This window comes from Tianxiuia mixotrophica (genome assembly GCF_050596425.1).
In the GTDB taxonomy this organism is placed as follows: domain Bacteria; phylum Bacillota; class Clostridia; order Peptostreptococcales; family Acidaminobacteraceae.
This window is the reverse complement of record NZ_CP192292.1, coordinates 839012-861280: the sequence shown is the minus strand read 5'-3', so window position 1 is coordinate 861280 and position 22269 is coordinate 839012. Positions and strand designations below refer to the sequence as shown.

17 protein-coding genes and 1 pseudogene are annotated in these 22269 nt (G+C 33.9%); 5 read left to right on the top strand and 13 right to left on the bottom strand.

Annotated elements, in window-relative coordinates; all coding sequences use genetic code 11:
* Positions 1–22 precede the first annotated feature (22 nt).
* A complete protein-coding gene (locus tag ACQ4KW_RS03915) occupies positions 23–235 on the top strand; it encodes a LexA family protein (protein ID WP_430885229.1) in 213 nt (70 codons plus the stop codon).
* A 72-nt stretch (positions 236–307) separates the two neighbouring features.
* Here ACQ4KW_RS03915 and ACQ4KW_RS03910 read toward each other — a convergent pair whose 3' ends face one another.
* The 7 genes and pseudogenes from ACQ4KW_RS03910 to ACQ4KW_RS03880 form a co-directional block, all read right to left on the bottom strand.
* Positions 308–3391 carry a type I restriction endonuclease subunit R gene (locus ACQ4KW_RS03910; protein ID WP_430885228.1) on the bottom strand — a complete coding sequence of 1028 codons (3084 nt, stop codon included), beginning with the start codon at positions 3389–3391 and terminating at the stop codon, positions 308–310.
* Between the two features lie 17 nt (positions 3392–3408).
* A complete protein-coding gene (locus tag ACQ4KW_RS03905; RefSeq protein ID WP_430886537.1) occupies positions 3409–3936 on the bottom strand; it encodes a restriction endonuclease subunit S in 528 nt (175 codons plus the stop codon).
* Between the two features lie 132 nt (positions 3937–4068).
* Positions 4069–4653 (bottom strand): annotated as a pseudogene (locus tag ACQ4KW_RS03900) (restriction endonuclease subunit S); the annotation flags it as partial.
* Positions 4653–7229, bottom strand: coding sequence for a type I restriction-modification system subunit M (locus ACQ4KW_RS03895; RefSeq protein WP_430885227.1), 2577 nt, complete (start codon positions 7227–7229; stop codon positions 4653–4655). The gene ACQ4KW_RS03895 and the pseudogene ACQ4KW_RS03900, both read right to left, overlap by 1 nt.
* A 497-nt stretch (positions 7230–7726) precedes the next feature.
* A complete protein-coding gene (locus ACQ4KW_RS03890; RefSeq protein ID WP_430885226.1) occupies positions 7727–8254 on the bottom strand; it encodes a hypothetical protein in 528 nt (175 codons plus the stop codon).
* A gap of 116 nt (positions 8255–8370) precedes the next feature.
* Positions 8371–8538: a YjzC family protein gene (locus ACQ4KW_RS03885; protein WP_430885225.1), complete on the bottom strand. Its 168-nt coding sequence runs from the start codon at positions 8536–8538 to the stop codon at positions 8371–8373.
* 127 nt (positions 8539–8665) lie between these two features.
* A complete protein-coding gene (locus ACQ4KW_RS03880; RefSeq protein ID WP_430885224.1) occupies positions 8666–8959 on the bottom strand; it encodes a hypothetical protein in 294 nt (97 codons plus the stop codon).
* A 400-nt stretch (positions 8960–9359) separates the two neighbouring features.
* On the opposite strand from ACQ4KW_RS03880, the gene ACQ4KW_RS03875 reads away from it, so the two are divergent.
* The 4 genes from ACQ4KW_RS03875 to ACQ4KW_RS03860 all read left to right on the top strand — a co-directional run bounded on the left by ACQ4KW_RS03875 (position 9360) and on the right by ACQ4KW_RS03860 (position 15372).
* Complete coding sequence (locus ACQ4KW_RS03875; RefSeq protein WP_430885223.1) at positions 9360–10934, top strand: NERD domain-containing protein; 1575 nt, start codon at positions 9360–9362, stop codon at positions 10932–10934.
* A gap of 46 nt (positions 10935–10980) precedes the next feature.
* Positions 10981–12318, top strand: coding sequence for a hypothetical protein (locus ACQ4KW_RS03870; protein ID WP_430885222.1), 1338 nt, complete (start codon positions 10981–10983; stop codon positions 12316–12318).
* A gap of 512 nt (positions 12319–12830) precedes the next feature.
* Positions 12831–14036, top strand: a complete 1206-nt coding sequence (locus tag ACQ4KW_RS03865) for a hypothetical protein (protein WP_430885221.1) — start codon at positions 12831–12833, stop codon at positions 14034–14036.
* Between the two features lie 13 nt (positions 14037–14049).
* Positions 14050–15372, top strand: coding sequence for a tetratricopeptide repeat protein (locus ACQ4KW_RS03860; protein WP_430885220.1), 1323 nt, complete (start codon positions 14050–14052; stop codon positions 15370–15372).
* A gap of 383 nt (positions 15373–15755) precedes the next feature.
* On the opposite strand, the gene ACQ4KW_RS03855 is transcribed toward ACQ4KW_RS03860, so the two are convergent.
* The 6 genes from ACQ4KW_RS03855 to ACQ4KW_RS03830 all read right to left on the bottom strand — a co-directional run bounded on the left by ACQ4KW_RS03855 (position 15756) and on the right by ACQ4KW_RS03830 (position 22035).
* A complete protein-coding gene (locus ACQ4KW_RS03855; RefSeq protein ID WP_430885219.1) occupies positions 15756–16637 on the bottom strand; it encodes a DUF4435 domain-containing protein in 882 nt (293 codons plus the stop codon).
* A 1-nt stretch (position 16638) separates the two neighbouring features.
* Positions 16639–17985 (bottom strand): AAA family ATPase, encoded by a 1347-nt coding sequence (locus ACQ4KW_RS03850; RefSeq protein WP_430885218.1) that lies wholly within the window; start codon positions 17983–17985, stop codon positions 16639–16641.
* 182 nt (positions 17986–18167) lie between these two features.
* Positions 18168–19532, bottom strand: coding sequence for a hypothetical protein (locus ACQ4KW_RS03845; RefSeq protein ID WP_430885217.1), 1365 nt, complete (start codon positions 19530–19532; stop codon positions 18168–18170).
* Between the two features lie 818 nt (positions 19533–20350).
* Entirely contained in the window at positions 20351–20662 is a 312-nt protein-coding gene (locus ACQ4KW_RS03840) for a hypothetical protein (protein ID WP_430885216.1), read from the bottom strand.
* A gap of 13 nt (positions 20663–20675) precedes the next feature.
* On the bottom strand, positions 20676–21398 hold the full coding sequence (locus ACQ4KW_RS03835; RefSeq protein WP_430885215.1) for a hypothetical protein: 723 nt from the start codon (positions 21396–21398) through the stop codon (positions 20676–20678).
* Between the two features lie 25 nt (positions 21399–21423).
* The gene (locus ACQ4KW_RS03830; protein ID WP_430885214.1) at positions 21424–22035 is read right to left on the bottom strand and encodes an HD-GYP domain-containing protein; all 612 of its coding nucleotides are present in this window, start codon (positions 22033–22035) and stop codon (positions 21424–21426) included.
* Positions 22036–22269 lie beyond the last annotated feature (234 nt).

Below are 22269 nucleotides of genomic sequence, written 5' to 3'. Positions count from 1 at the left end.
TCGGTTTTTAGGAGGAGATTATATGTCATTACAACTTACAACTCAGGATATTAATCTATTCAAAGCAATCAAAGACTATTATGCAGAACAAGGATTTTCACCTTCCTACCGGGAACTTCTCAAAATTTGCAACGAGAACTCTCTCTCTACTGTTAAGAAGCGACTGGATCGGTTGGAGTCCATGGGATATATTACACATAAGGTTGGTGTGGCTCGGTCTATTCGGGTGGTTTAGAGGTATTGGTGGTATTAAAAAAAGCGATGTGGTTGGGCTACATCGCTTTTTAGTGGATAATATGCTTTTGACTTACTCGTATTTTAGTTTTAAATTCTTTATGCTATCGGGTAAAGCTTTCGTCAATTTCATCATATGTTTTAGTTTATTGCCTGCTGACTGATCTTGAGCAGAGTCATAATCTATACTTTTAACTATTTCATCAATGTAAGGCACTGTCGAAGGGGCTATGGTTGAAAATGATAAAACCGATTTGTACAACCAATCGTTATTTATGCCCCATGTCTTAGCAAGGTCGGTCACATCATTTTTAAGTTTGCCTTGCTTCCAGTCATTAAACGCATCATCAAAATGTACATTATAATCCAAGTTGCCCTGGAGCAGTTCGGTATCCACAAACTCTTTTAGCATGCTTGCCTTGTTGCTCTCGCCCATGTCACTTAGTTCTTGTATTTTTTCATAAACAAGTCTAAGTATTTCAGGATCTATTGTTTGAATGCCGTTCTCATTTCTTACCTCAGAACCAATCAGGGTCAAAATATGATTTGCATCAATCACCTGGGTTCCAGATAATTTGGTTCTACCTACCAAGGTTCTTATTTCTACAGGTCCATCTGTGGAATCATCTTTTTTAGTAAGATTTTTATATGCCCCTATGTATTTGAGCCAAGTGTGCTCATTAAGGCCAAATGTTGCATCAACCCATTTGTATTCATAGTACTGCTGCACAAAATTGAGCTGGTCTGATGCATCTTTAAAGGCCAGTATGAAATCTTCTTTAGCTGACTCATCACGTTCTAAGAGTTGCCAGTCTGAAGGGTTTGGCAATGTTGGAATCATTTCTTCGAACTTAAGGTTAAGTTTTCTTACTGAATTTATATATGTATCAACAATTATTCTATTATTACTCCCACCACTACTGTAGAGTTTTAAAGCTGTGTTTACCTTTTCTCGTGTCATTTCTGGATATTTGAAGTTAATAATTGTACCAAACTCTTTTTCACTACCATATACTCGATTTGTTCTAGAGTATGCTTGTACAAGATTCTGCTGTTTGATTGACCGATCAACATACAGTGTATTTAATCTTTTAGAATCGTAACCAGTTAAAAGTTGATCTGCCACAATAACCAAATCAATATTCTTGGGATTTCTGCCACTTCCTCCACGTGTCGTTCTGTCCACAATGTCATCAAAATATGCTCTTTCGCCATGTTTTTTATCATCTACCAGAAACTTTATACCAGTGAAAGTTGAGTAATCTTTGAACATTTTCTCTTTTATGTCTTTGGCAATATTGTCTGTATCATTTTCATTTCCAAAGCTAAAAGTCATCGCAATATTTAACTTTTCATTTCTATCTTTTAATTGCTTCTGAAACTCATTATAGTAGGCAATAACACGATGTTTATATTGTACTGTTAAAATGGCATTAAATTCTTTAGTTTGTGACTGTTGATCCCAATTATCAAGCATTGATGATACAACTCTTGGTATATGCGTTTCATCTTGATAAACTAAAATATCGAGTTCGCTGGCCTTTTTTTCCACTTCAGCTAATGAATAAGACTGAACTTTCCTTTCAATTTCTCGGTCAGAAAGAGTAGGATTGTCTTCTTTCATTTTATCCATTAACTGGTCCCTCAAGTCGTCATGACTTCTAAACTCACCAGTGTTTATATAGTCCACATAAAAACCAAGTACGTTACCATCAGCAATGGCTTGGTCTATGGTGTAGTCATGTAGATTGGGACCAAACAACTTTTCAGTGGTATTTATCACTTCACTTTTATCGTTTATTCGTCCTTTTACCTTATTTTCATCAAATAAAGGGGTTCCAGTAAAACCATAAAACAGACTCTGACTTTTGAAATACTTTTTTATTTCTCCCATCATTTGTCCCATGGTTGTGCGGTGTGCTTCATCCACTATAAAGACCATTTTTTTGTCTGCCAAGGAATGATCTTGAGCTTCAAACATCTCTTTAACAAGTATATTCAATTTAAATGTGGTCGTTACTACAATGCCATTACCCGCTGACTTTAGTTTCTTCTTTAATTGATATGTATACTTGGTATCATCCACATCAACAGATTCATATGAAGCATAGGCTTTAAAATTCTCACTTGTTTTTGTATCTAGTTCTCGTCTGTCCACTAGAAATACAACTTTATCAAAACCTGCCCGCAAGGTTAAAAAGAGGGCTGTTTTGAAACTTGTAATTGTCTTACCGCTTCCCGTTGTATGCCAGACATAGCCCCCATGGGGATTTCCTTCTTCATTATCAGACCCAAACGCTGCTCCTTCAACGGCCTGTAGAGCATATACTTGGTAGGGCCGCATTAACATATGCTTACGATTTTCTTCATCTTTTGCTTCATCGATAACCAGGTAATCCCCGACCATTTGATGCGCCATTGGAATCTTTAGAAAAAGTTTAACCACATTTTGCCACTCGTTTACAGGATTGTTACTTTTATCTGACCAACGAAAAACATATACAGGGTTGAAATCCTTTACTGATTTTGGCGTTGCAAAATAACGGGTTGCTACTTCTGAGGTCATAACCATCATTTGAGAAAAAGCCATAAAATTATTGCAGTACTCTCCGTCTTTGTAATACCTTTTAAACTGGCCAAAAGCTTCATCAAGGGATTTATCCGTGCGCTTTTGCTCAATATTAATTAAGGGCAGACCATTTATAAGCAGTACAATATCGAATCGATTACCACTTTCTGTTTCAACTTCACGTGCCACTCTATAGCTTGAGTCACCACCACTAACGGCTACTTTTTTTAATATTGTTAGGGTAACCTGCTTACGCGTGACTTCAGGGTGGTCATCTCTATGTATGCCATCTATTTTGCCTATACTGCCTTCCATTGATAGAACTTTGGCAGCTTCATAACTATTATTTATTTGGTTCACCTTGGCCATAACTTGCTTGAACTCATTATCGGTCAGTTCAACATTCTCAAGTTGGTCAGCATTGATTCGGTTTAGTTCTGATCGCCAGTACTTGATTAGATCATTAACTGTGACCTTCTTTTTATTGCCATTTAAAAAATCAGGAGATTCCCATTGATACTTTTCCAACTCTTTAACAAATTTCTCTTGAAATGCTTTTTCGGAAGCATTTTTAGGTGCATTGCTCATGGTTTTTCTCCTTTCCTTTAAATGAACATTTCGTTGAGGTATGCATTTTTTAGGTTTTTTAGTTTGGTTAGTTTTTGTTGGTTTTTGGTTATTAGGATGTCTAGTTCGTTGAAAAACGTTCCGATTTCATCTTGTTCCTTAAAACTAGGTATATAAAACTCCATTTGATGAAACATGCCATTTGTAATCTGATTAATTGTAGCTCCTAGACTCTTATCAATTTCGTCTTTGAAGAGTTTTGTATCAAGTAGCGCATTTATAAACTCAGGATGTTCCGATCGTAATCCGGACATAAAGGCTCCTATAACTGTATTGTCACTCGGCTCTTTTATTTGACCATGTTTCCCAATCAATGAGCGTGATCCATTACGAACAACCACAATGACATCACCAACTCTGACATTATCCACATTAACAACTTCTGAAGCAACATAAACGTTGTCTGCATCTACTATTTCGCCATTCTTTACATTAGATGATCTAAGTACTAAAGTTCCATTATCATTCACCATATTACTAGGTGAGTAAGTTAATCCACCAAAGATTTCTACTTCATCAGTTAATTTGCGCAGTTCCCAGTTCTCAGTATACCCTCTGAATCTGCGCCTAGGTTTTCTTTCGCCTTTTGCAGGGAACATTTCATTTAGATATGCTTTTTTTATGGATTTTAGTTTATCTAATTTACGCTGGTGAAGGGTGATAAGGTTGTCTAGTTCCTTAAAAAATTTACCAATTACTATTTGCTCATCAATTCTAGGGAGCCTGACCTCAAAATCATTTATATCTTTCAGACTTAGATGGGGTACCGCAGTTTCAGTTTTAAGCCCACTTATATAAGTCAAGAAATTATTTTGAATCGCTTGATAAATATAGTCAATATCAATATTTCCATTTTTACTTCTAATTCTAGTAACACGTTGGACTAATAAAGCAGGCAGTTGATATTGCTTTATTTGAGCATAACTTTTTCCAATTAATGCTCCATCCATTTGTATTAGAATATCTCTATCTTCTAACAAATATGATTCTAAACCTTTACAAGTATGCCAAAATTCACTTGCTTCACTAGAATAATCTAAGAACCCTCTTTTTACATTCATTCCTCTTATTAACCGTATTCCATCATTACAAAATTTCTTGCTTTCAAATGGGTATCCCGTTATTAGATCAGTTATCTCTCCAAGCTTACGCTGTTCCCACTCTTCAGCATTTACAAATTCCTTAAATCTTCTCCTAGGCACTTGTTTTTTTGATTCAGACATTACACCACCACCAGGTCATTCTTAAGGTCTTCAAACTCTTGAAGGAGATTTTCAATCTGTGTATCTAAGTCGTCTAATGTCTCTGAGTATCTCTCATCTAATGTCTTAAGTGTGTTTAACTCTTTCTTTAAAGCTGAGTTTAATAAATCAGTAATCTCGTTTGCTGTATTTCCAAACCATTTATAATACATTAGTTCATCTATTTCTTCATCAGTTAATTCTGTTATTCTGTCTTGAACGGCTTCTTTGAGATATTTCTCTTCTTTCTTTAAGTTGCTTGACAGTGTTGAAATGCTTGACATGAGTTTATCGACTCTTTTTAACATGTCATATTTTGGTGTCTTTTTCTCAACCTCTTTTAGCTCTTTGCTTAATGCTTTCTTGTCAAATGAATCGCCTAGGTCACCATCTTTATTTTTTTTGACAACTTCAACTAGAGCGTCATTTTCTTCAGTATCTTCTGTTTTTGCTGATTCAAGTAAATCTGAGAGCTCCATCTCTAGCTCTTGAATTTTAGTACGCATGGTTTCTTGAGTTTTTAATTGATCTGTATATAACAGCTCAGCTATAAGCATATTAGGTATAATTGCGCCTACCCAACCATCTTGTTCTTCACGTTTTTTCTTGCCTGTGCCTTTCGTTATTATATTTGGCTCTCTCGTTCTGCCAACTTTATAAAAGCCTTCTTTTGCAATCAATTCTGTGTCATGCAGTAAGGCCCTCTTCCATGTCTCAGCTATGACCTGGTATCCGGTATAAGTATCTATGTATTTATATTTTTTTAAAAGATTCTTTATTTCATCAAGCATTGAATCTTCAAGTTCTACTATATTGGAGTCCTTTGTTATGCTTTTTAACGTATTCCAGTACTCTTGAATATATTCATTGATATCACTTTTGAGTTTCTCTGATATTTTCAGAACTTCATCATGCTCCAAGGTTTCCTTTGTAATTTCCTCAATTGAATTGTTAGGTTTCATATAGCCTTGTCTAATTTCTTCTAGATTCTTGTATAAAACATCTGGAACCAATTCATTAAGGATTTTAAGGCTAGAAATATTGTCTTTCGGTATACCGCCCAGTAAATGAGCATCAACATCATGCGGTATATCTTCTTCTATTGCCTGCACATACCTTGGTATGTTCATGTTATAATTATTCTCAATAATTTCTTTTCTATGGGCCAGATGGCTGAATCCAGGCTGTTCGGACTTGCTTACATATGTATCTACTATTTTTGCGATGTCCTTTTCTTGAAGGACGTTTTGCTTACCAACCTTTAGATAGTTACTAGATGCGTCTATCATCAATACAGGATCTGATAGTTTCCGGTTTTTCTTCAAGATTAGCACAACAACAGGTATTCCAGTATTCGTGAACATATTACTTGGAAGGCCAATTACGGCATCTATATGATTCTTATCAATTAGCTTCTTTCTAATTTTACCTTCTGAAGACCCTCTAAATAGAACGCCATGGGGTAAAACAATGGCCATGGTTCCATTTATCTGTAAATGATATAAGCCATGTAATAAGAAGGCATAATCCCCTTTGGAGTCCGGTGGCAGGGTCCCTGCAATTTCAAATCTAGGATCGCTGACTTTTAAACCTGCCTTATTCCAGTTTTTTGCTGAATATGGTGGGTTCATTACAACTGCATCAAAAAGCATACCTTCGGCTGGATTTTCAGGGTCTTCCGGCCAATCTACACCTAGAGTGTCTCCATTTTTTATTGTCATTTTTTCAGGACGCACACCATGCAGAAGCAAATTCATTCTTGTTAAGTTATATGTGGCTGTATTTCTTTCTTGTCCATTGTATTTTAGTTCAACTTGTTGCTCTTTACTTAAATGTTTTTTTACAGTAAGTAATAGTGAACCTGATCCTACCGTCGGGTCATATATTGACTTTATATCTGTTGTTTTTGCAACAATCTGAGCCATTACTTCACTCACTCGGTGTGGTGTATAGAATTCGCCCGCCTTTTTACCAGACTCCATGGCAAATTGGCCAATTAAATATTCATATGCATCACCGAGAACATCTCCTTTTTGCAGGGCAACCATGTTCAGGTCTGCAAATAATAATATTAGGGCTTTAATATTGTTGCTTCGCTCGTGGAGGTTACTCCCTAGCGCTGTATCTGTTAAATCTAAGGTCGAGCTCGAGAATAGTCCTTTAAAGTCATTAAACTCACCCGTGCTTACCATGGAGCGTTCAAAGTTGTTTAAGCTGTCGGCAACTTTCTGAACTTCAAAACTCCCGTTATTAATATCCCTAATCCAAATTTGGTATAGGTATTCAGGCGATACGTAGTAACCCTGAACCATTCTGATTGCATCTTCAAGCTCTTGACCATACTTTTCTTTATCTTCTAAGAAAGCATTAACAAGTTCTTCTTCCGTAACGGCTTCTGAAGAAGAATTTTCTCTGAAAGTCTCTAAGGTTTTATCACTTAAGAATTTATAAAACATGAGCCCTAGCATATAGTCTTTATATCGACTTGCGTCCATGGACCCCCTGAGTTCATTGGCGCCATCCCATAACCTTCTTTTAATCTCTTCTGATGTAATCATGACTGTCCTCCCAATTTATGTTTGTCAGTTTTTATAACTGGTTTTGTTTTTATAGTCATTACTTTGATTTTTCTGTATTTATGATTGATTTCTCCATAATACTTTGTGAATGATTGCTGCTTTGATACTGCTGGTACTTTTTATTTAACCGACACATATACAGTCACCAGTTTGCAATAATTTCATCCATCTGATTTTTGAAAACTTTTATGCTCATACACTAGTATATTATACATTACAGATATCAAGAGTAATACTTTTGATATTTAAGGTAAAACCTTTTTAATATTTTGAATTACTTATACTAAAATAGCCACTGAGCTGTTTGTAGGGGCTCAGTGGCTATTTTGTAATTCACTATAGAATTGCTTTCTACTGGTTAGATATCTTTGCTATAGGCTAAATACAGTGTTGCAATTGAATCGAATCTTATTATCTGAAACATTATGTATTGAAAAATTAAATTTTTCTTTAAATCGCTTCAATTTTATCTTCTTTTACCAATTCTCTTGAACTTGAAGAAGGGTCCATGTTGTAGCAGGCATCCAGGTACTTGAGTATTTTCTAAGAATCATCACCATTACCTTAAGAACTGCAACGCTTTTTATGGCTTGCAACAAATTGGCTTTGTTGAAGTTATTGTTTCTATCATGTTTGAGGGAGTTGTAACTATCCCACCAATCTAACCTTGGTTTTTGATCCCATCCAGTGAATGGATGAAAAGAATAATTCATGTCTAATACTTTGACCTCTGTTTGTATTAGATCAGGAAATTCTTTGAGGATTATATCTCTAATTTGACTAATATTAAGTTTTTCTGCATTAATATCATTATTTATATTTGCACAAATTTCTTTAGAAACCACTTCAAACTCTGACATGGCTGAATTTATAAGACGTAGTAACTTAATAGAAAAGCACTGAAAGTTCAATGGATCAAATTCGATATAAACTCCCATCTCATCAAGCTCTTGTTCAAGCAATCTACAATATCTCCAATGTTTTTCCCATAGCATATTGTTCATGATGGTACTCCTATTCTAAAGTAAGCTTATCTAGTAAAGTAATCACTGAGTTTATTTAAATTACAACCTACAGGACATTTTCTACTTATTGTTTCTAATAAAATAAATATTTAAAGCTACTTTCTTTCCCAAGTACGTCTTTTTTCTTGAGTCGGTGGTAGTTTATCATCACCTGGTTCTATCGTTACACTTCTAGCGTTTGGAACCTGTCCACCTCTAGGGCCTCGTTCCACATATTCTCCAGGTCTATTTGGTTTTTCTCCTGGTTTTTGTAATTTTGCCATTTTGACCTCCATGTTGTCCTGTAGGTTATAGGCACAGCTCCACTTTTTATTTTCAATAAAAGATAGTCTACACCCACCACACTGTATAATAGGAAATTCAAATCTAATTTTATGAATTACATTTTCTTTATTGAACGTTTTTTACAAATACAGTATGTTTTAAATCATCCATATTTCTCACACGTCTAGTTTCCAGAGCTTTTGGATACGTTTTTTTAAAATACTCCCATGCCTTTGTATCACTTAGCACATAATAATCTGTTCTTCTTGTTTTAGAATTTTCCTCATTAGTAGTTGCACCTAATCTTTTCATCGTGTTCAAACAATTGTTTCTACTCAATTCTTTTCCTGATAACCAAACCTCAATTTGAGTAAATTCTTTCGAATCAACACATGATAAATTACCTCTAAAATCTGTCATCGATAGTTCTCCCTTTAATTTATCCTAATTCAATAGATTTGAATTTCCTATGCCTCTCATATTTCCATCATATATTAACTGTTCCATATCTATTATTTCTACGAAATAATCAACTCCTGCAAAAGAACCAAGTCCAGATTCAAATTTTTCGCATAACAAACATCATACCTTCTTCAAGCTATGCCACTCTTCCACCCAGTATATTAAATCACTCCCACATGATTCATTGCTTATTTCAATTTTGTATATAGTATATTTTATCACTTCTATTATAAAATTGGTACTTTTTCCTACAACTTCTGACCTATGCCATGTATAATATTTAGGAGTCAATTTATTTTAGAAGAACATAACTGGTTATTTCTAAATAGATAAAAATCAAATTCTCAGGAGTATAACAATGGCAAAATTATTCCCGGATAAGTTTCCAGAAACTAAACAGCAAGGCGAATACGCACTTGCAAAACTTATGGCAAAATACCTAGATACAAATTCAGAAGTCTACTATGAATACAATATTCCCACTGGCCAAGTTGATATAATTTTAGTTGATAGAAAGTTTGGAGTATTTATTGTAGAAGTGAAAGATTGGAGTCTTAGTTATTTCGATGATCTAGTTAAAGCTGATCCATCACAAATTGTTGTTAGAAACAGCAATGGAACTATGAGATATAACTCTAATCCAGATTCTCAGTCAAATCGATATGCTGCTTCTCTATATGGCCAACTAAAATCATATGAAGAGATTCGTGTACTTAACTCAAAAAACAGAAGCAATTCACCAATTTGCGTAAACCGAATAATTGCTTTCCCAAATCTATCGAAAGACGATTTTTTCACTCTTAAGTGTCCTAAAACGGATAAAATGTTTGCAGACTTAATCAATATCAAATACACAATGTTTCAAGATGATTTTGATTTAATTCTCACTTCTGACTTTGATGATGGTCAAAAAATGCTATATGACATGCTTATTAATAGAATGAAACATTCTCTTTTAGGTCCAATAACAGATGATGTCTTCAAAAAAATTAAAGCTACTATTAATCCACGAATTATAATCAAAGGAAATCCTGATTCAATTTTTACACTCATGGAAGATCAACAAATTAGCGAGAGCTTAGTAATCCCAACAAACGATCATCTCATAAGAGGCGTCGCAGGTTCAGGGAAAACCATTATCATGGCGACTCAGGCAAAACATATTTTAGATACTTATCCAAATGCTAAGATACTCTATACTTGCTTTAATAAATCCTTAGTTGGTTGGCTTAAAGAAAACTATTTCAACACAAAATTTTACAGTCGTATCGAAGTTGAAAATTTTGATCGTAAGTTTAGCAATCCCGTTAACCAAGTCTATGACTATATTTTCGTTGATGAGTCCCAAGATTTAAGTAAACAGCGACTTGATACTCTAATAGAATGCAGAAAGCCACTACACGAAGATGGTTCTAAAGGACATATAATAATTGCAAGCGATTGGGCTCAAAGCATTTATGATGCTTCACAAAATGACTCTTTTGACTTTAGATCCAGTGGCTTATCACTTAGCGATCATGACATTACAAACTTAGAAATTAACTATCGAGGTACCATGGAAATTGGTAGATTCGCATACAATTATCTTGAAAGTTCAGGTTCCAAAGAAAAAGAAAGTTATAATCCAACTCATAATCGATTTATATCCAACCTTAGCTCGAACATGAGACGTGGACCTCTTCCGAAAGTTGTATCTTTTGATAATTATAAAGGAGAAATCAATTACATTCTTGAACAGATCTCTGTTTTAACAAAGACATATGGTGCAATTCCATCAGACATTGCGATCATAATCCATGGTTCATCTGGAAAACTGAAAGAATCATATCATTATTTAACAAAACAACTCAAGAACCAATCAATTAACTTTTACAATTTATTAAATGATGAAAACAAAAAAACTTTTCTCCAAATGACAATCAAATTGTATTAACTACACGTGACTCTTCCAAAGGACTTGAGTTTAAGCATGTATTTCTATGTCTTTTTTTCCGCATACAGGTGAAGTATCCACTCAAGAAAAAAAGAAAGTTTACGTAGCAATGACAAGAGCCCAGGTGTCATTAACAATTACTTACTCAATCAGCTCCATGATTACATCTTGGCTTAGAGATGCACTGAGTAAAACTAAAGAAGATATTGAACAAGACATTGGTATTGATGAAATTTATAAGCAACTTGAGAAAAGACAATCAGAATATGCTCGTGCCTTGCTCCAAGTCAAGGAGTATATCCAAAGTATCTTTCCAACTGATGCCACACGTCTAAATGACATTTGCCGGATTATTGAAGAATCACAAGTTGAAGATACAATTGAAAATCAAGATTCTTTAGAAGTTGTTAACCAAGATTCTCGAAGAGAACTCCACAAAACTATAGATACTGCAAACAATCAGTTCCAATCTGTAACACAACAGTTGTTACAAAAGGAGAAAGAACTCGATGCTCAAGTCAATAAATATAATGAAATGTTCACTTCTCTAAACAGAATAATCAATGAACATGTCTCTAAAATTGGTCAACTTGAGTTTAAGCTTGGTAATAAAGACGATAAGATTAATAAGCTTTCCAAAGAAGTTTCCAACTTAGAAAAAAGTGTTAGTAAATGGAGAACAAGAGCTCTTGTCAATCCATTATCCTATTTAAAGAATATACCAAAACGAATATACATTTCTCTCGTTATACTTACAGTGCTTGTTGGTACTATAACTTTTATAAATAAGTTAGATTTTGATATGTCTAATTTATCTTCATTTACCCATTGGATAGGAAATTCAATTGATGATCTATTTGCATCAGACAACCATAATGAATCTAATGCCGAACTTAGTGAAGAAAACATCATAGCTGAAATTCACTATACTCCGCAGCTCTTAGATTCATTAACTTCTAAAGGCATAAAATTTCCTGCTGAACTTGATATATTAGAAGATGAGCTTTTCTCAGTAAGTGATAACGATATACCTATGTCAACTTATACGTTACTTCAAGCAAAGAAATTCTCTCATAATGATGATGAAAACGAATTTGATGAATTAGAAACCGTAACGCCAATCGAAAATTCTATTATTAAAGTAATTAAGTCTAAAAATGACCATTATATAGACTTTTCATCAGCAAGCATAAAAAATTATGATGGGTCGACAATCAAATTAGATTCAACAACTGAAATAATCCGCTTCAGATTTGGAAACAGTTATGCAATTTACTCCGATATATCATGTGGTGATGATCTTTTTAGAAGGGTTCAAGATTTAGACACTGATAACAATGAGTATATTCTTGATATTGATATAAATAAAAGGGCTGACAACTAAGATAGTCCTTTGGGGGAATAAAGAATAGAGATGGTATTAATTTTGTGTGGAGAATAATTCTTACTAAGCTAACTACTGACTTCATATTCTATTATATAACAATCTTGGCCCAATGCATCTATTAGAACACCATCAATAGTATCTCGTGCTAATAGCGAGTTATTGATTTTATTCTTTTTCCAAATAAATATACTATCATTTTATCTCTGAACTACTTAACTTTAACTCTATCAAAAAAAGATTCCGAAACGTCTCTACATTTCATATTGTTTCTCCCACATATATCAACACATTCAACATTGTATAACTCTTTTACTGACGTTGACATCCAACATTTTCTCGCGATTATAAGATGTCATATATGAAGGCAAAAGCATATTGTCAACAGATAAAGAACTTTAGATTAGAATGTGTATTTTTATGGTAGAATAATATATAATTTAGGCTAATTATTTATAATTATACTATTATAAATAGTATTAGTATTCAGACAATAGAAAGAGGAGGGAGAAATGAAAATAAAAATTGAAGTGGTGTTGCTATGTATAGTTGTTATTTTTTTTACTTTGTCGCCGTCTTATGCCTTAGAACAAGAGTATCTGACCGCGCCAACGATTAGTATGCTTGATGTTCCCAACACGTTGCTAAGCGGTGAACCCTACTTATTTGAATGGTCGGCACTTGGATATCAAGAGGATTACAGCATGGTCATGCAAATTATAGAAAAAGACACGGGAAATGAATTGTTTCTTGATGAGGTTTTCTCAATTAAGCAAGAAACCTCGGTTTTTAGTTACAACGGAGTGAGTGCGAATGAGTACTATTTCGAATCTAAAGTGAATCTAGAATTTACCAAGCCAACCGAACTACTACTAAGGTTTTACGCAAAGCCCGAAGAGGCATCTTCCTCAACCCCCTATGTCTCATGTCTTATTCCACCAGAAATGGGCATTAGTGAGGCGAATTCATTGGGGAGATCAATTAAAATATTTGGTTGCGAAAATATTGAATTTAAACCAAACGTTAACCTCTTTGCTGCAAGTGTATCAAATAACACTGATTTAAAAGTTGAACTATCCATTTCTTCGGAGCAAAATTTTACTAAAGGAAACCCATTTGGCGTTATGCCTGGACCGAGTAAAGACAATGGAACATTAATAACGTTCAACATAGATGGCCTTGAAGATAGAGCCGTATTGAGTTATATAATCACTATGCCTCAGGATTTTATTATTTCAGAAATGTATATGAGTAACCTCAATGTAGGTATCCCACCAAAGCCAAAAGAAAATGATATTCTTAAGTTTGTGACAGATGCGACCATTTCTGCTTTGACTTCTACAGTTGCAACATCAGGTGATCATGCGTTATCTGAAAGCAGCAATAAATTTGCTAACTCTTTAGGCGGATTCAAAATTATTGGCAAAACATTTGCTATAATCCCTGCATGCTACAATTTACTAGAATCAGAGAGTGGCTATACACAACTTGAGTTTATGTATTCGGATACTATTCTCGGCAAAGGAGTTTATCCATACAATACTTTTACAGGAAACGCATACATAAACAATGAAGATTTTTCATCATCCATAGTATTTTATACCGAAAAATCAATTGGAGAAGTTTTGAGTGCAATTGAAGATAATCGCATAGCTTATTATATCAACACTGACTCATTGCAGGCCTCAGCACATGGAATAAAGTATGTCAAGGAATAACAAGGAGAAAAAAATGAAAAAAATTCTTACAGTGATTTTATTTGTGATACTCATGGTAAGCACAATAACTTACGCAGATACATATTCTGATACATTGGTAATTAACAGTGATACAGATAATGCCAGCGAAGCTGACATCAGTATATTGGATCTACAACTCATAGGATATGATGCAACTCTAAATGCAATTTCAAGTGGATCAATTATTCTGGATTCTGAAAACGGCGAAGCACAGTTTTACCTAGGTTATCTAAAGTATTTCGAAAATACGGATTCGAGAGTTGCATTTGAGTGGCTATTAGAGTCACATGAACACGGAAATATTATGGGAACGTACTTTTTAGGCAGATGTTACTATAGCGGTTATGGAGTATTGAAAGATGAAGAGAAAGCTATCCAATTAATAGAGGAGGCAAAGACCCATCTTATCGGTCACGTCAATTCGGGTGATCCAATCATTCTAAATGCTCTAGGTTATATCTATAAATATGGAGTTACAGTCGAAAAAGATGAATTGAAAGCATTTAAGTACTTTAATGAGGCAAATAGTATGGGATTAGACTCTGCCGCAAGATACCTTGGATTTGCCTACTTTGACGGCAAGGGAGTCTCACAAGATAAGAAGAAAGCCGTGGAAATATGGGAGAATTCTAGCGACTCTCAATGTAAATATTTAGCAGGGCTATCTTACCTTCAAGGATTGGGCGTAAGTGTTGATACCGACAAAGGGGTAACTTTAATAAAAAAATCTTCCAGTATGGGTTATGCATGGGCACATAAGCAATTAGCCTGGATGTATGACCATGGGGAATATTTAGATCAAAGCGATTATAATACGAAAAGATACACCGAGAAAACAAAAGATGCTCTAATAAAAGATGTTTCACTGGCTGATTTAACACCTTTCACTATTAACAACGAAGGACCCGAAGAAAAAATATATTCAAGAATGAATGTGCGAGCATGGAAAGCAACTCAAACAGATAATCTCAACAATACATATTTAGATGGCTTATCAATAACCCACAATGGCGGATCGGGATATTGGGGAGCATCAGCTTACCAAAGCCGTTTGTATATACTGGATGGTAAATACGATTTATTATCCGGCGTGATAGCTACAAACTCGACATCTCAAAACGCAGTAGATGATAACAACTGGGCTTACGTTGAATTTTGGTGTGATGGAATTTTGAAGTATCGATCTAAAACATTTAAAGGCGGCATAAAACCTGATATGTTTATGGTTTCGCTTGCGGGAGCAGAGGAACTAGAAATTCGAATATTTGTTGACGGTGTAGATTTCGGTATTCTTGAAGCTAACTTCTATTATTAAAATAAGAAGCGCATGAGGTATAATAAGTTTCACATACTTGGCTCAACGAAAAGTTCAACTTCGCACTTAAATAATTTGCTTTGAAATGATTTAGTCTTTTGCTAAAGGTTGAAAAACAGAAGGGCGAATCGAGCCCCCACTATTGTGATGATTGAAATTAGATTTTATAAAAATCCTTTGAAACTAGGGCTTGAAATAACCTCTAGCATCAAAGGATTTTTTAGTGAATTTTCAAATGGACTGTAAGCGTCTAATCAAACGCTGTATTTTGTGCCCCTATATGTATATTTCATATACTCTATTGGAACACTTAACCAATATAAAAGCCCCTATTTTTATATAACATGGGCATTCTAGTAATTGCTATGTTATGCGAAGTTATTCTAAGCTGGATATAGCGCTGTTGTAAACTCATACAACTCAGTTAAAGTATCGCTAGATACCTTTTTAGCTAGTCTTATTTTTAAATTATCATTGCAAGATTTTATTCTTACAATGCTATTTGCTTTTAAAAGGAGCAAGGGGAATAAATGATCTTTACCTGAAACATATTTCAGTGCAAAATCACAATTATCATTTATATTTCCTTTTATACGATTGTACTCTTCATCAAATACCAGTTCACCATATAACTCAATAATTTTCTCTTTTATTTCTTTGCTCTTACGATTCACCTTCTCAGCATCTAAGTCTCCACTTCCTGAACTTATTAATGAACTAAGCTTCTGAGAAATTGTAGGTATTCCCATCTTCAATTTCATTGAAATTGCATAATGTAAGTATAGTTCTTTAAACAATTCACATTGCTTGTTTAACCAATTTTCAAATGCTAATTCTGACTCTAAATCAATTTTGTCGCGTGTTTGATCCTCATCGTCAAGCAAATCAGAAATTGATTTTTCTTCAATTAAAAAATTTTCAATACAATATCTTGGTAGTACAAATAGTTTCGTGAGATCGTCCAGATCTGTATACAGCTCATTAAACTCGCCAGTTAATAAGTATATATCACCATCGATTATGTAAATAGCTTTCTCATTTACACCTTTTTCTTGAGATTTTCTACATTCTTTAACAACTTCGGATCTTCCTCCTAAAGGAAAAATGTTACTTAATCTAAGTTCAGGGAATGTACTTTTCAGTAATTGGAGAAATACCTTTTTAGTAACTTTATCTTTGTCTTCAATATAAAAATTTATATCGTTATAATCTTTTAGAAATAAATGCTTAGCATGTTTTGCAGATGCCTTTCGAGATGTTAACATACTAACACCTCCACTCGTTATTAACCATTTCCTCATAATCATCCACAATATCTGGTGAATGTGTTGCCATGACGAATTGTGTTTTAGGACAATTCTCAACAATTGTTTCAATAAATATCTGCTGCCACCTTAGATGAAGTGAAAGCTCAGGTTCATCTATTATAAAAACTTTCTCATTTGCATTATATTTATTGAAAAATGCATGTGCAAATATAACCAACAGCTGTCTCTCTCCAGATGATAACGATGTTACAGGACATGATTTTCTATTTGGTCTTCTAATAATGATTTTTCCCAATGAATCTAGCTCTATCGTTTTATCAGAATCAATGAAAAATTTGTTAATTATATGTATAAAATTGTTGATATTACTGTACATTCTATCAGTTGTTTCCTTATGCTTCTGGACAATATCAAGTAACTCAAATATCTTATCAATTTGTGTCATATTAATAATTAATTCAAGATTAATATCGTCTTCTTTTGTATTCTCAGATTGTAAAAGTTTTTCAATACGGTCAAAAAAAAGTGCTAGTTCTTTTGTTAATACAGTGCGTTCACCTTCAATTTTTGCTAACACTTCAAGTACTTCATCCTTTTTATTAAGAAGATCTCGTTTTCTATTCCAATTCTTCATACTCTGATCAAAAGCTATCATATCAAACTCTCGATATTTAAAAGACGATAATAGTAATTCTTCCTTCATTTTGAGAAGATTGGCATCATCTCGTCTTTTCAATTTTCGGTAAAAATCTGAGATTAAAACTTGTGCGTCATACAAACTAGAACTGAGATTTCCTGAGTAAAGACGTCTATTCATAGCTGCTTTAGAATACGATTCACTATATATTGGCTTATTTCTGTATAATTTTCTTTCATCAATATCACTTATTTCAATTCTTCTTTCAAGACCTAAAAATATTGGAGATGACAATTTTACAATATACTCAATAACTGGATGTCGCCTATATTTCAATGGTAACTCTTGTATTTTTTCTTGTAATAGATTAGAGTCATTATTTAGTAAGTACTCATATTCTGAGTTGTCTATATTATCAATGATTAGTTCTTCCTCTGTCTGTGATGATCTCAATCTAATGTACTCATCATCTTTACGGCACTCAATACTCGCACTAGATTTTCTATGTATAAACTCGAGGCTAATAAATTTGAAATCAATTGTAATTAACTCTTCAAATGATGGAGATATAAGTGCTTGCATTAACTTTAATGCAGTGGTTTTGCCTGAACCATTCCCTCCTATTAATATTGATATATCATCATTAAATGAAATATCTACATCAATATATCCATGAATCTGTTTTCCAATAAATTTTAGTAGTTTCATATACTCTCCTTATTATTATAAGCTTATAATTATTTTGCATATCGTTCCCAAGGTTCACGGTCGTTCGCCTTCTATTGCAACACCTTTAGCTCAGTCAATGCACCAAACAATATAAGAGCATTAACTTTGACACCACCAGGCGAATGGCGGGACACCGCTGTGTTAAGTGAAGTTTTAAGGAGTTATAGTCGACTGACTCGTTCCACAATTTCACCTACTACTTCTGTAAATTTTTCATCTTTGGCAGTGCTCAAAAACTCTTTATAATACTCCTTGGCTGATTTGTAATCCTCTTTAGAAATTTCATTGATCATACCTAAGACAAAATTAAACTGAATTTTGTCAGGTTCAAATGAGAGCACTTTAGTAATATAAGACTCTATACCTAAAATATCTGAATAATACTTTTTTAGTATCTTTTTATACATTCTATATGAGGTCATTAGTTTATCATCATAGCAGTCAATAAACGCTTTGCTGTACTTCCATGCCACATCTCGTGGTTTGTACTCCTTACATTTATCAATATGATATCTACACTTATCAATACTTCTTGCACTTAAAAACTCAATGGATGCCATGCCCAAGTGATAGTCATATTCAACATGTTTCATACCTTGCATGATTTCTAATGCTTCTCTTATTACAATCTCATCTTCATTTTCCATAGTCTTCAGATACTTCATATATGCCTTATTTATTGAAGCTAAATACGATTGATTGCTAACGTACTCAATTCGACTTTTAATATAATTGATTGCCTTCCTATTAAGTTTGTAATCCAATAAACTTTCTTGAACAAAATGAAAGGCTTTTAGTCCATAATCAAATTCACCTGATAATACACTTGCGATACCACAAATATACTCTACGACTATTGACAGTTCCTTTCCTACTTCAAATCTATCGTTTAAGTCATCACTTTCATTAATAACATAATCATCTAATACACGTGCAAGTTCATCTGCAAGTCCTGCTTGAACACGCTGATTTAAGTTGCTTGTTAGTACACCTAAGCTTGCCTGTATTTTTACGGCTGGTCCTGTTGATAGATTTCCTTGATCGACTGTGCCGCTAATTATAAGATTATACTTGCTTTTGGCAAAAATTTTCCTACGTCTATCTATGCTTTTATTCATTAATTTTTTAGATAATAAATACTGAAAGAAAACTACTTTAATATTAAGCTCGTCATTAGATTCAACAATTTTCTTGAATCTACGGATAAAAACTTTTCTAATATATATATAATCAGCAAAATTTTCAGCTTCTAGACAAACTGCAATTGCATGAGTGTTTTTTTTAGCCTTTGGGAACTTGTAGTTCCAGCTACACCAGAATAGATTAGATAATATTAAAACTGCTGCATAGAACAATAACACAATACAATCTTTAACAATAAACTCACCATTGGTATATACAGTTGTAGATTCTTTTGAATAGAACTTAATTATCAATGAGATTCCTATAACATTTTGGATTATCAATCCAAGAAAATCAGAGTAATATCTATAGAGCTTTTCAAACATATTCTCATTAATGTCCATTATGTACTCCTTAAAATGTCACTTAACGTTCCCACGGTTCACGGTCGTGCGCTCGAATCTTAACAATATTTGTGGATGTCGGGAATATTCTAAAAGCCCAGTTCAAAGTTAAACTCTATTCACTCGGCGCATGGCGGGTACCGCTGTGTTATGTATTGTTCAAGGCCAGATTATCATTCTCACACTAGCTGATTTTGCTCACCAATAAAACACACTAACGTCTTTGATTTTTTTATTTCACTTTTCAAAACTGTGTTATACATGTTGACCACAATTCTAAATAAAGTCATTTTCCAATTAAAATATTCTATTAAAAACACTCGACATTGCTCTCCATGCTCTAATTCTATGCTCGCAACTAGCTTAATATACTTCTATGCTAAGACTTGGTCTTGAATTTTACATAACTTATCACTTTACAACCATCATATATACTCATATAACCGCAGTTTATACGACTAAAATTCACTCCCAGCCATTACTTATTCAACACAAACCATTATTTCCCTTCCCTAAATTATATTTTTTTGATTTTCGTATAAACTATTACTAAAAACTTGTAAGAATATTTTTACAATTATAATTGACTTTTTCCATTATTAACCATATAATAACAATTACATAGCGTAATACTCCCAAATATGATCAATAATTGATCAGAATACCATGCAAAAGAGGCGTATATTGGCGTCTCTTTTTGTTTTTTGGTTAGATTGTTTTCGTCTACATAGATTTTCCATATAACGCAAAAGAGCCATGACTCAAACAAAGTCATGGCTCTTTTAAAATCTCACTATTTGGTTTACTCTCTTCTGCTTCTAAAAATCCTTATAGAATGCATTTGCTTCTGTATAAGCTCTTTCATAGGATCCTTTATTTTCATAAATACACAATGAAACATCCCCTTCACAATATGTGAAAATGACATTTTCTACGTCACTCACCCAGACATGTCTAAACCCATCACTCCAGTCTTGCTCTTCCTTAAGCCATGGGAACTCAGCGTTTATGGTTTCGCAAAACACAAAGGCATCTTCTCCAACGTTAGTGGATTTTTTGATACCTCCTTCGATATCGTCTGACTCTGTGAAGTACAGCGTGTTCGTGAGTGATTCAATTCGTTTACTCATATTTTTCTTCCTTTCATGCATTAAAAAACAACCCACTTGCAATGAGCAGATTGATTGTTATTAATATCAGGTCTCGTTTTGTATGTTCTGACTTATGCTTCTTTACTAGCAAATCTACTGGGAATGCTAAGGGACATTTGTCATGGTCGAATACATGATCAACAAATAAATGCGAGCCGTACCCTAAAAGCACTGGCAAAGTATAAATTGGATAGAGCTGTTTTACCATGACGTATAAAATTGCTAGACTCAGCGCCGAGTGCGAAACAAAACTTCTATGGCCTGCAATTGTATAAGTTAGGCAGATACCGCCTGCGCACACAAGTATTGAACTGCCATTATACAATCCGTATAAAAGCAAGATTAAACTTGTTGTTTCGGCAGCTCGTCGTCTTATAAAATTTTCATTTGGTTCTAGAACAATGAAAAATATTAAGAACAGTAATACGGTGGTTAGTCTGGCCTCCTGAAAAAAGCTTAAGTGGCTGCTAATCTTAAGTGCTACTATAGCTGATCCTATAAATTGTATCACCACAGATAGAATCATAAACACTTTTGTTGATGCATTAAACAGGAGTTGTGACACTTTACTTTGAAGTTGGTCAGCATCTGCTAATACTGAAAAGAAACATGCCACTGCCAATCCATCCAGAGTGAAACGTCCGCTTGCTACTGTAAATACAGCATATGTGGCCCCACCAACAATTAAATGGTCTTTATAGTTGAAAACCTTCACCTCCAATCTTTAGATTCTTCTTATTCTATACCGCCTGATGAATGGCGTTCTTTTTCCTATTTCTATTTTGACCTGCAAATTCGTTAAAATTGGACTCTAGGCTTTCAACAATAAATGGGTCATATTTAATGCCTTTATTATCTCGTATGATTTTTAGTGCTCGTTCTTCCGAGTAGGCAAATGGTCTATAGGATCGTTTTGAAGTCATCGCGTCAAAACCATCGCATACAGCAATGATTCTAGAGAGGAGGGGAATATCTAACTTTTCTAGTCCCGATGGGTATCCACTTCCATCAAAATTCTCATGATGATGCTTAACGATATCTGATAAATCCTGCAAAAATATATCTTCAGAGTCAAGCATATACTGATACGACTTTATGGGGTGTTTCTTGACCAATTCAAACTCATTTCGGTTTAAGTTGTCAGTCTTATGCCATATGTTGCTCTTTATCATCTGTTTTCCAACATCATGAAATAGTCCAGCCACATATAGCTTTTCTTGCTCTATTTGATCTAATCCAATTATTTTCCCAAGTCTTTCTGAATAAGTGGCCACTCTCTTTGTATGTTTAAATACGTCTTCACTCAAGTAATTTTTTAGATCATTCTCATATTTTTCTCGCTTATAAGTCATATGAAAAACTCCTTTCTTATGTACATGGTTCACTTTTTAACTTTTGTGTATTTTCAACGTTCTTACGAATTACTCAAATGGTTCCCACGCTAATATTTTATAATTTTCTACACTGTGGGAACCATTCTTTTTATACCTGGGAACCATTCATCAATTTCATTTGAGCGTCTTGCAAAATACCATTTAAATCCCTCGTCATTTCTTATATAGATAGACATTAAAAAATCAAAATTT

What these genes read in the sequence shown, in the direction of transcription:
- ACQ4KW_RS03915 (WP_430885229.1), top strand. Translation starts at nt 23, where the DNA reads ATGTCATTACAACTTACAACTCAGGATATTAATCTATTCAAAGCAATC.
- ACQ4KW_RS03910 (WP_430885228.1), bottom strand. Translation starts at nt 3,391, where the DNA reads ATGAGCAATGCACCTAAAAATGCTTCCGAAAAAGCATTTCAAGAGAAA.
- ACQ4KW_RS03895 (WP_430885227.1), bottom strand. Translation starts at nt 7,229, where the DNA reads ATGATTACATCAGAAGAGATTAAAAGAAGGTTATGGGATGGCGCCAAT.
- ACQ4KW_RS03890 (WP_430885226.1), bottom strand. Translation starts at nt 8,254, where the DNA reads ATGAACAATATGCTATGGGAAAAACATTGGAGATATTGTAGATTGCTT.
- ACQ4KW_RS03885 (WP_430885225.1), bottom strand. Translation starts at nt 8,538, where the DNA reads ATGGCAAAATTACAAAAACCAGGAGAAAAACCAAATAGACCTGGAGAA.
- ACQ4KW_RS03880 (WP_430885224.1), bottom strand. Translation starts at nt 8,959, where the DNA reads ATGACAGATTTTAGAGGTAATTTATCATGTGTTGATTCGAAAGAATTT.
- ACQ4KW_RS03875 (WP_430885223.1), top strand. Translation starts at nt 9,360, where the DNA reads ATGGCAAAATTATTCCCGGATAAGTTTCCAGAAACTAAACAGCAAGGC.
- ACQ4KW_RS03870 (WP_430885222.1), top strand. Translation starts at nt 10,981, where the DNA reads ATGTCTTTTTTTCCGCATACAGGTGAAGTATCCACTCAAGAAAAAAAG.
- ACQ4KW_RS03865 (WP_430885221.1), top strand. Translation starts at nt 12,831, where the DNA reads ATGAAAATAAAAATTGAAGTGGTGTTGCTATGTATAGTTGTTATTTTT.
- ACQ4KW_RS03860 (WP_430885220.1), top strand. Translation starts at nt 14,050, where the DNA reads ATGAAAAAAATTCTTACAGTGATTTTATTTGTGATACTCATGGTAAGC.
- ACQ4KW_RS03855 (WP_430885219.1), bottom strand. Translation starts at nt 16,637, where the DNA reads ATGTTAACATCTCGAAAGGCATCTGCAAAACATGCTAAGCATTTATTT.
- ACQ4KW_RS03850 (WP_430885218.1), bottom strand. Translation starts at nt 17,985, where the DNA reads ATGAAACTACTAAAATTTATTGGAAAACAGATTCATGGATATATTGAT.
- ACQ4KW_RS03845 (WP_430885217.1), bottom strand. Translation starts at nt 19,532, where the DNA reads ATGGACATTAATGAGAATATGTTTGAAAAGCTCTATAGATATTACTCT.
- ACQ4KW_RS03840 (WP_430885216.1), bottom strand. Translation starts at nt 20,662, where the DNA reads ATGAGTAAACGAATTGAATCACTCACGAACACGCTGTACTTCACAGAG.
- ACQ4KW_RS03830 (WP_430885214.1), bottom strand. Translation starts at nt 22,035, where the DNA reads ATGACTTATAAGCGAGAAAAATATGAGAATGATCTAAAAAATTACTTG.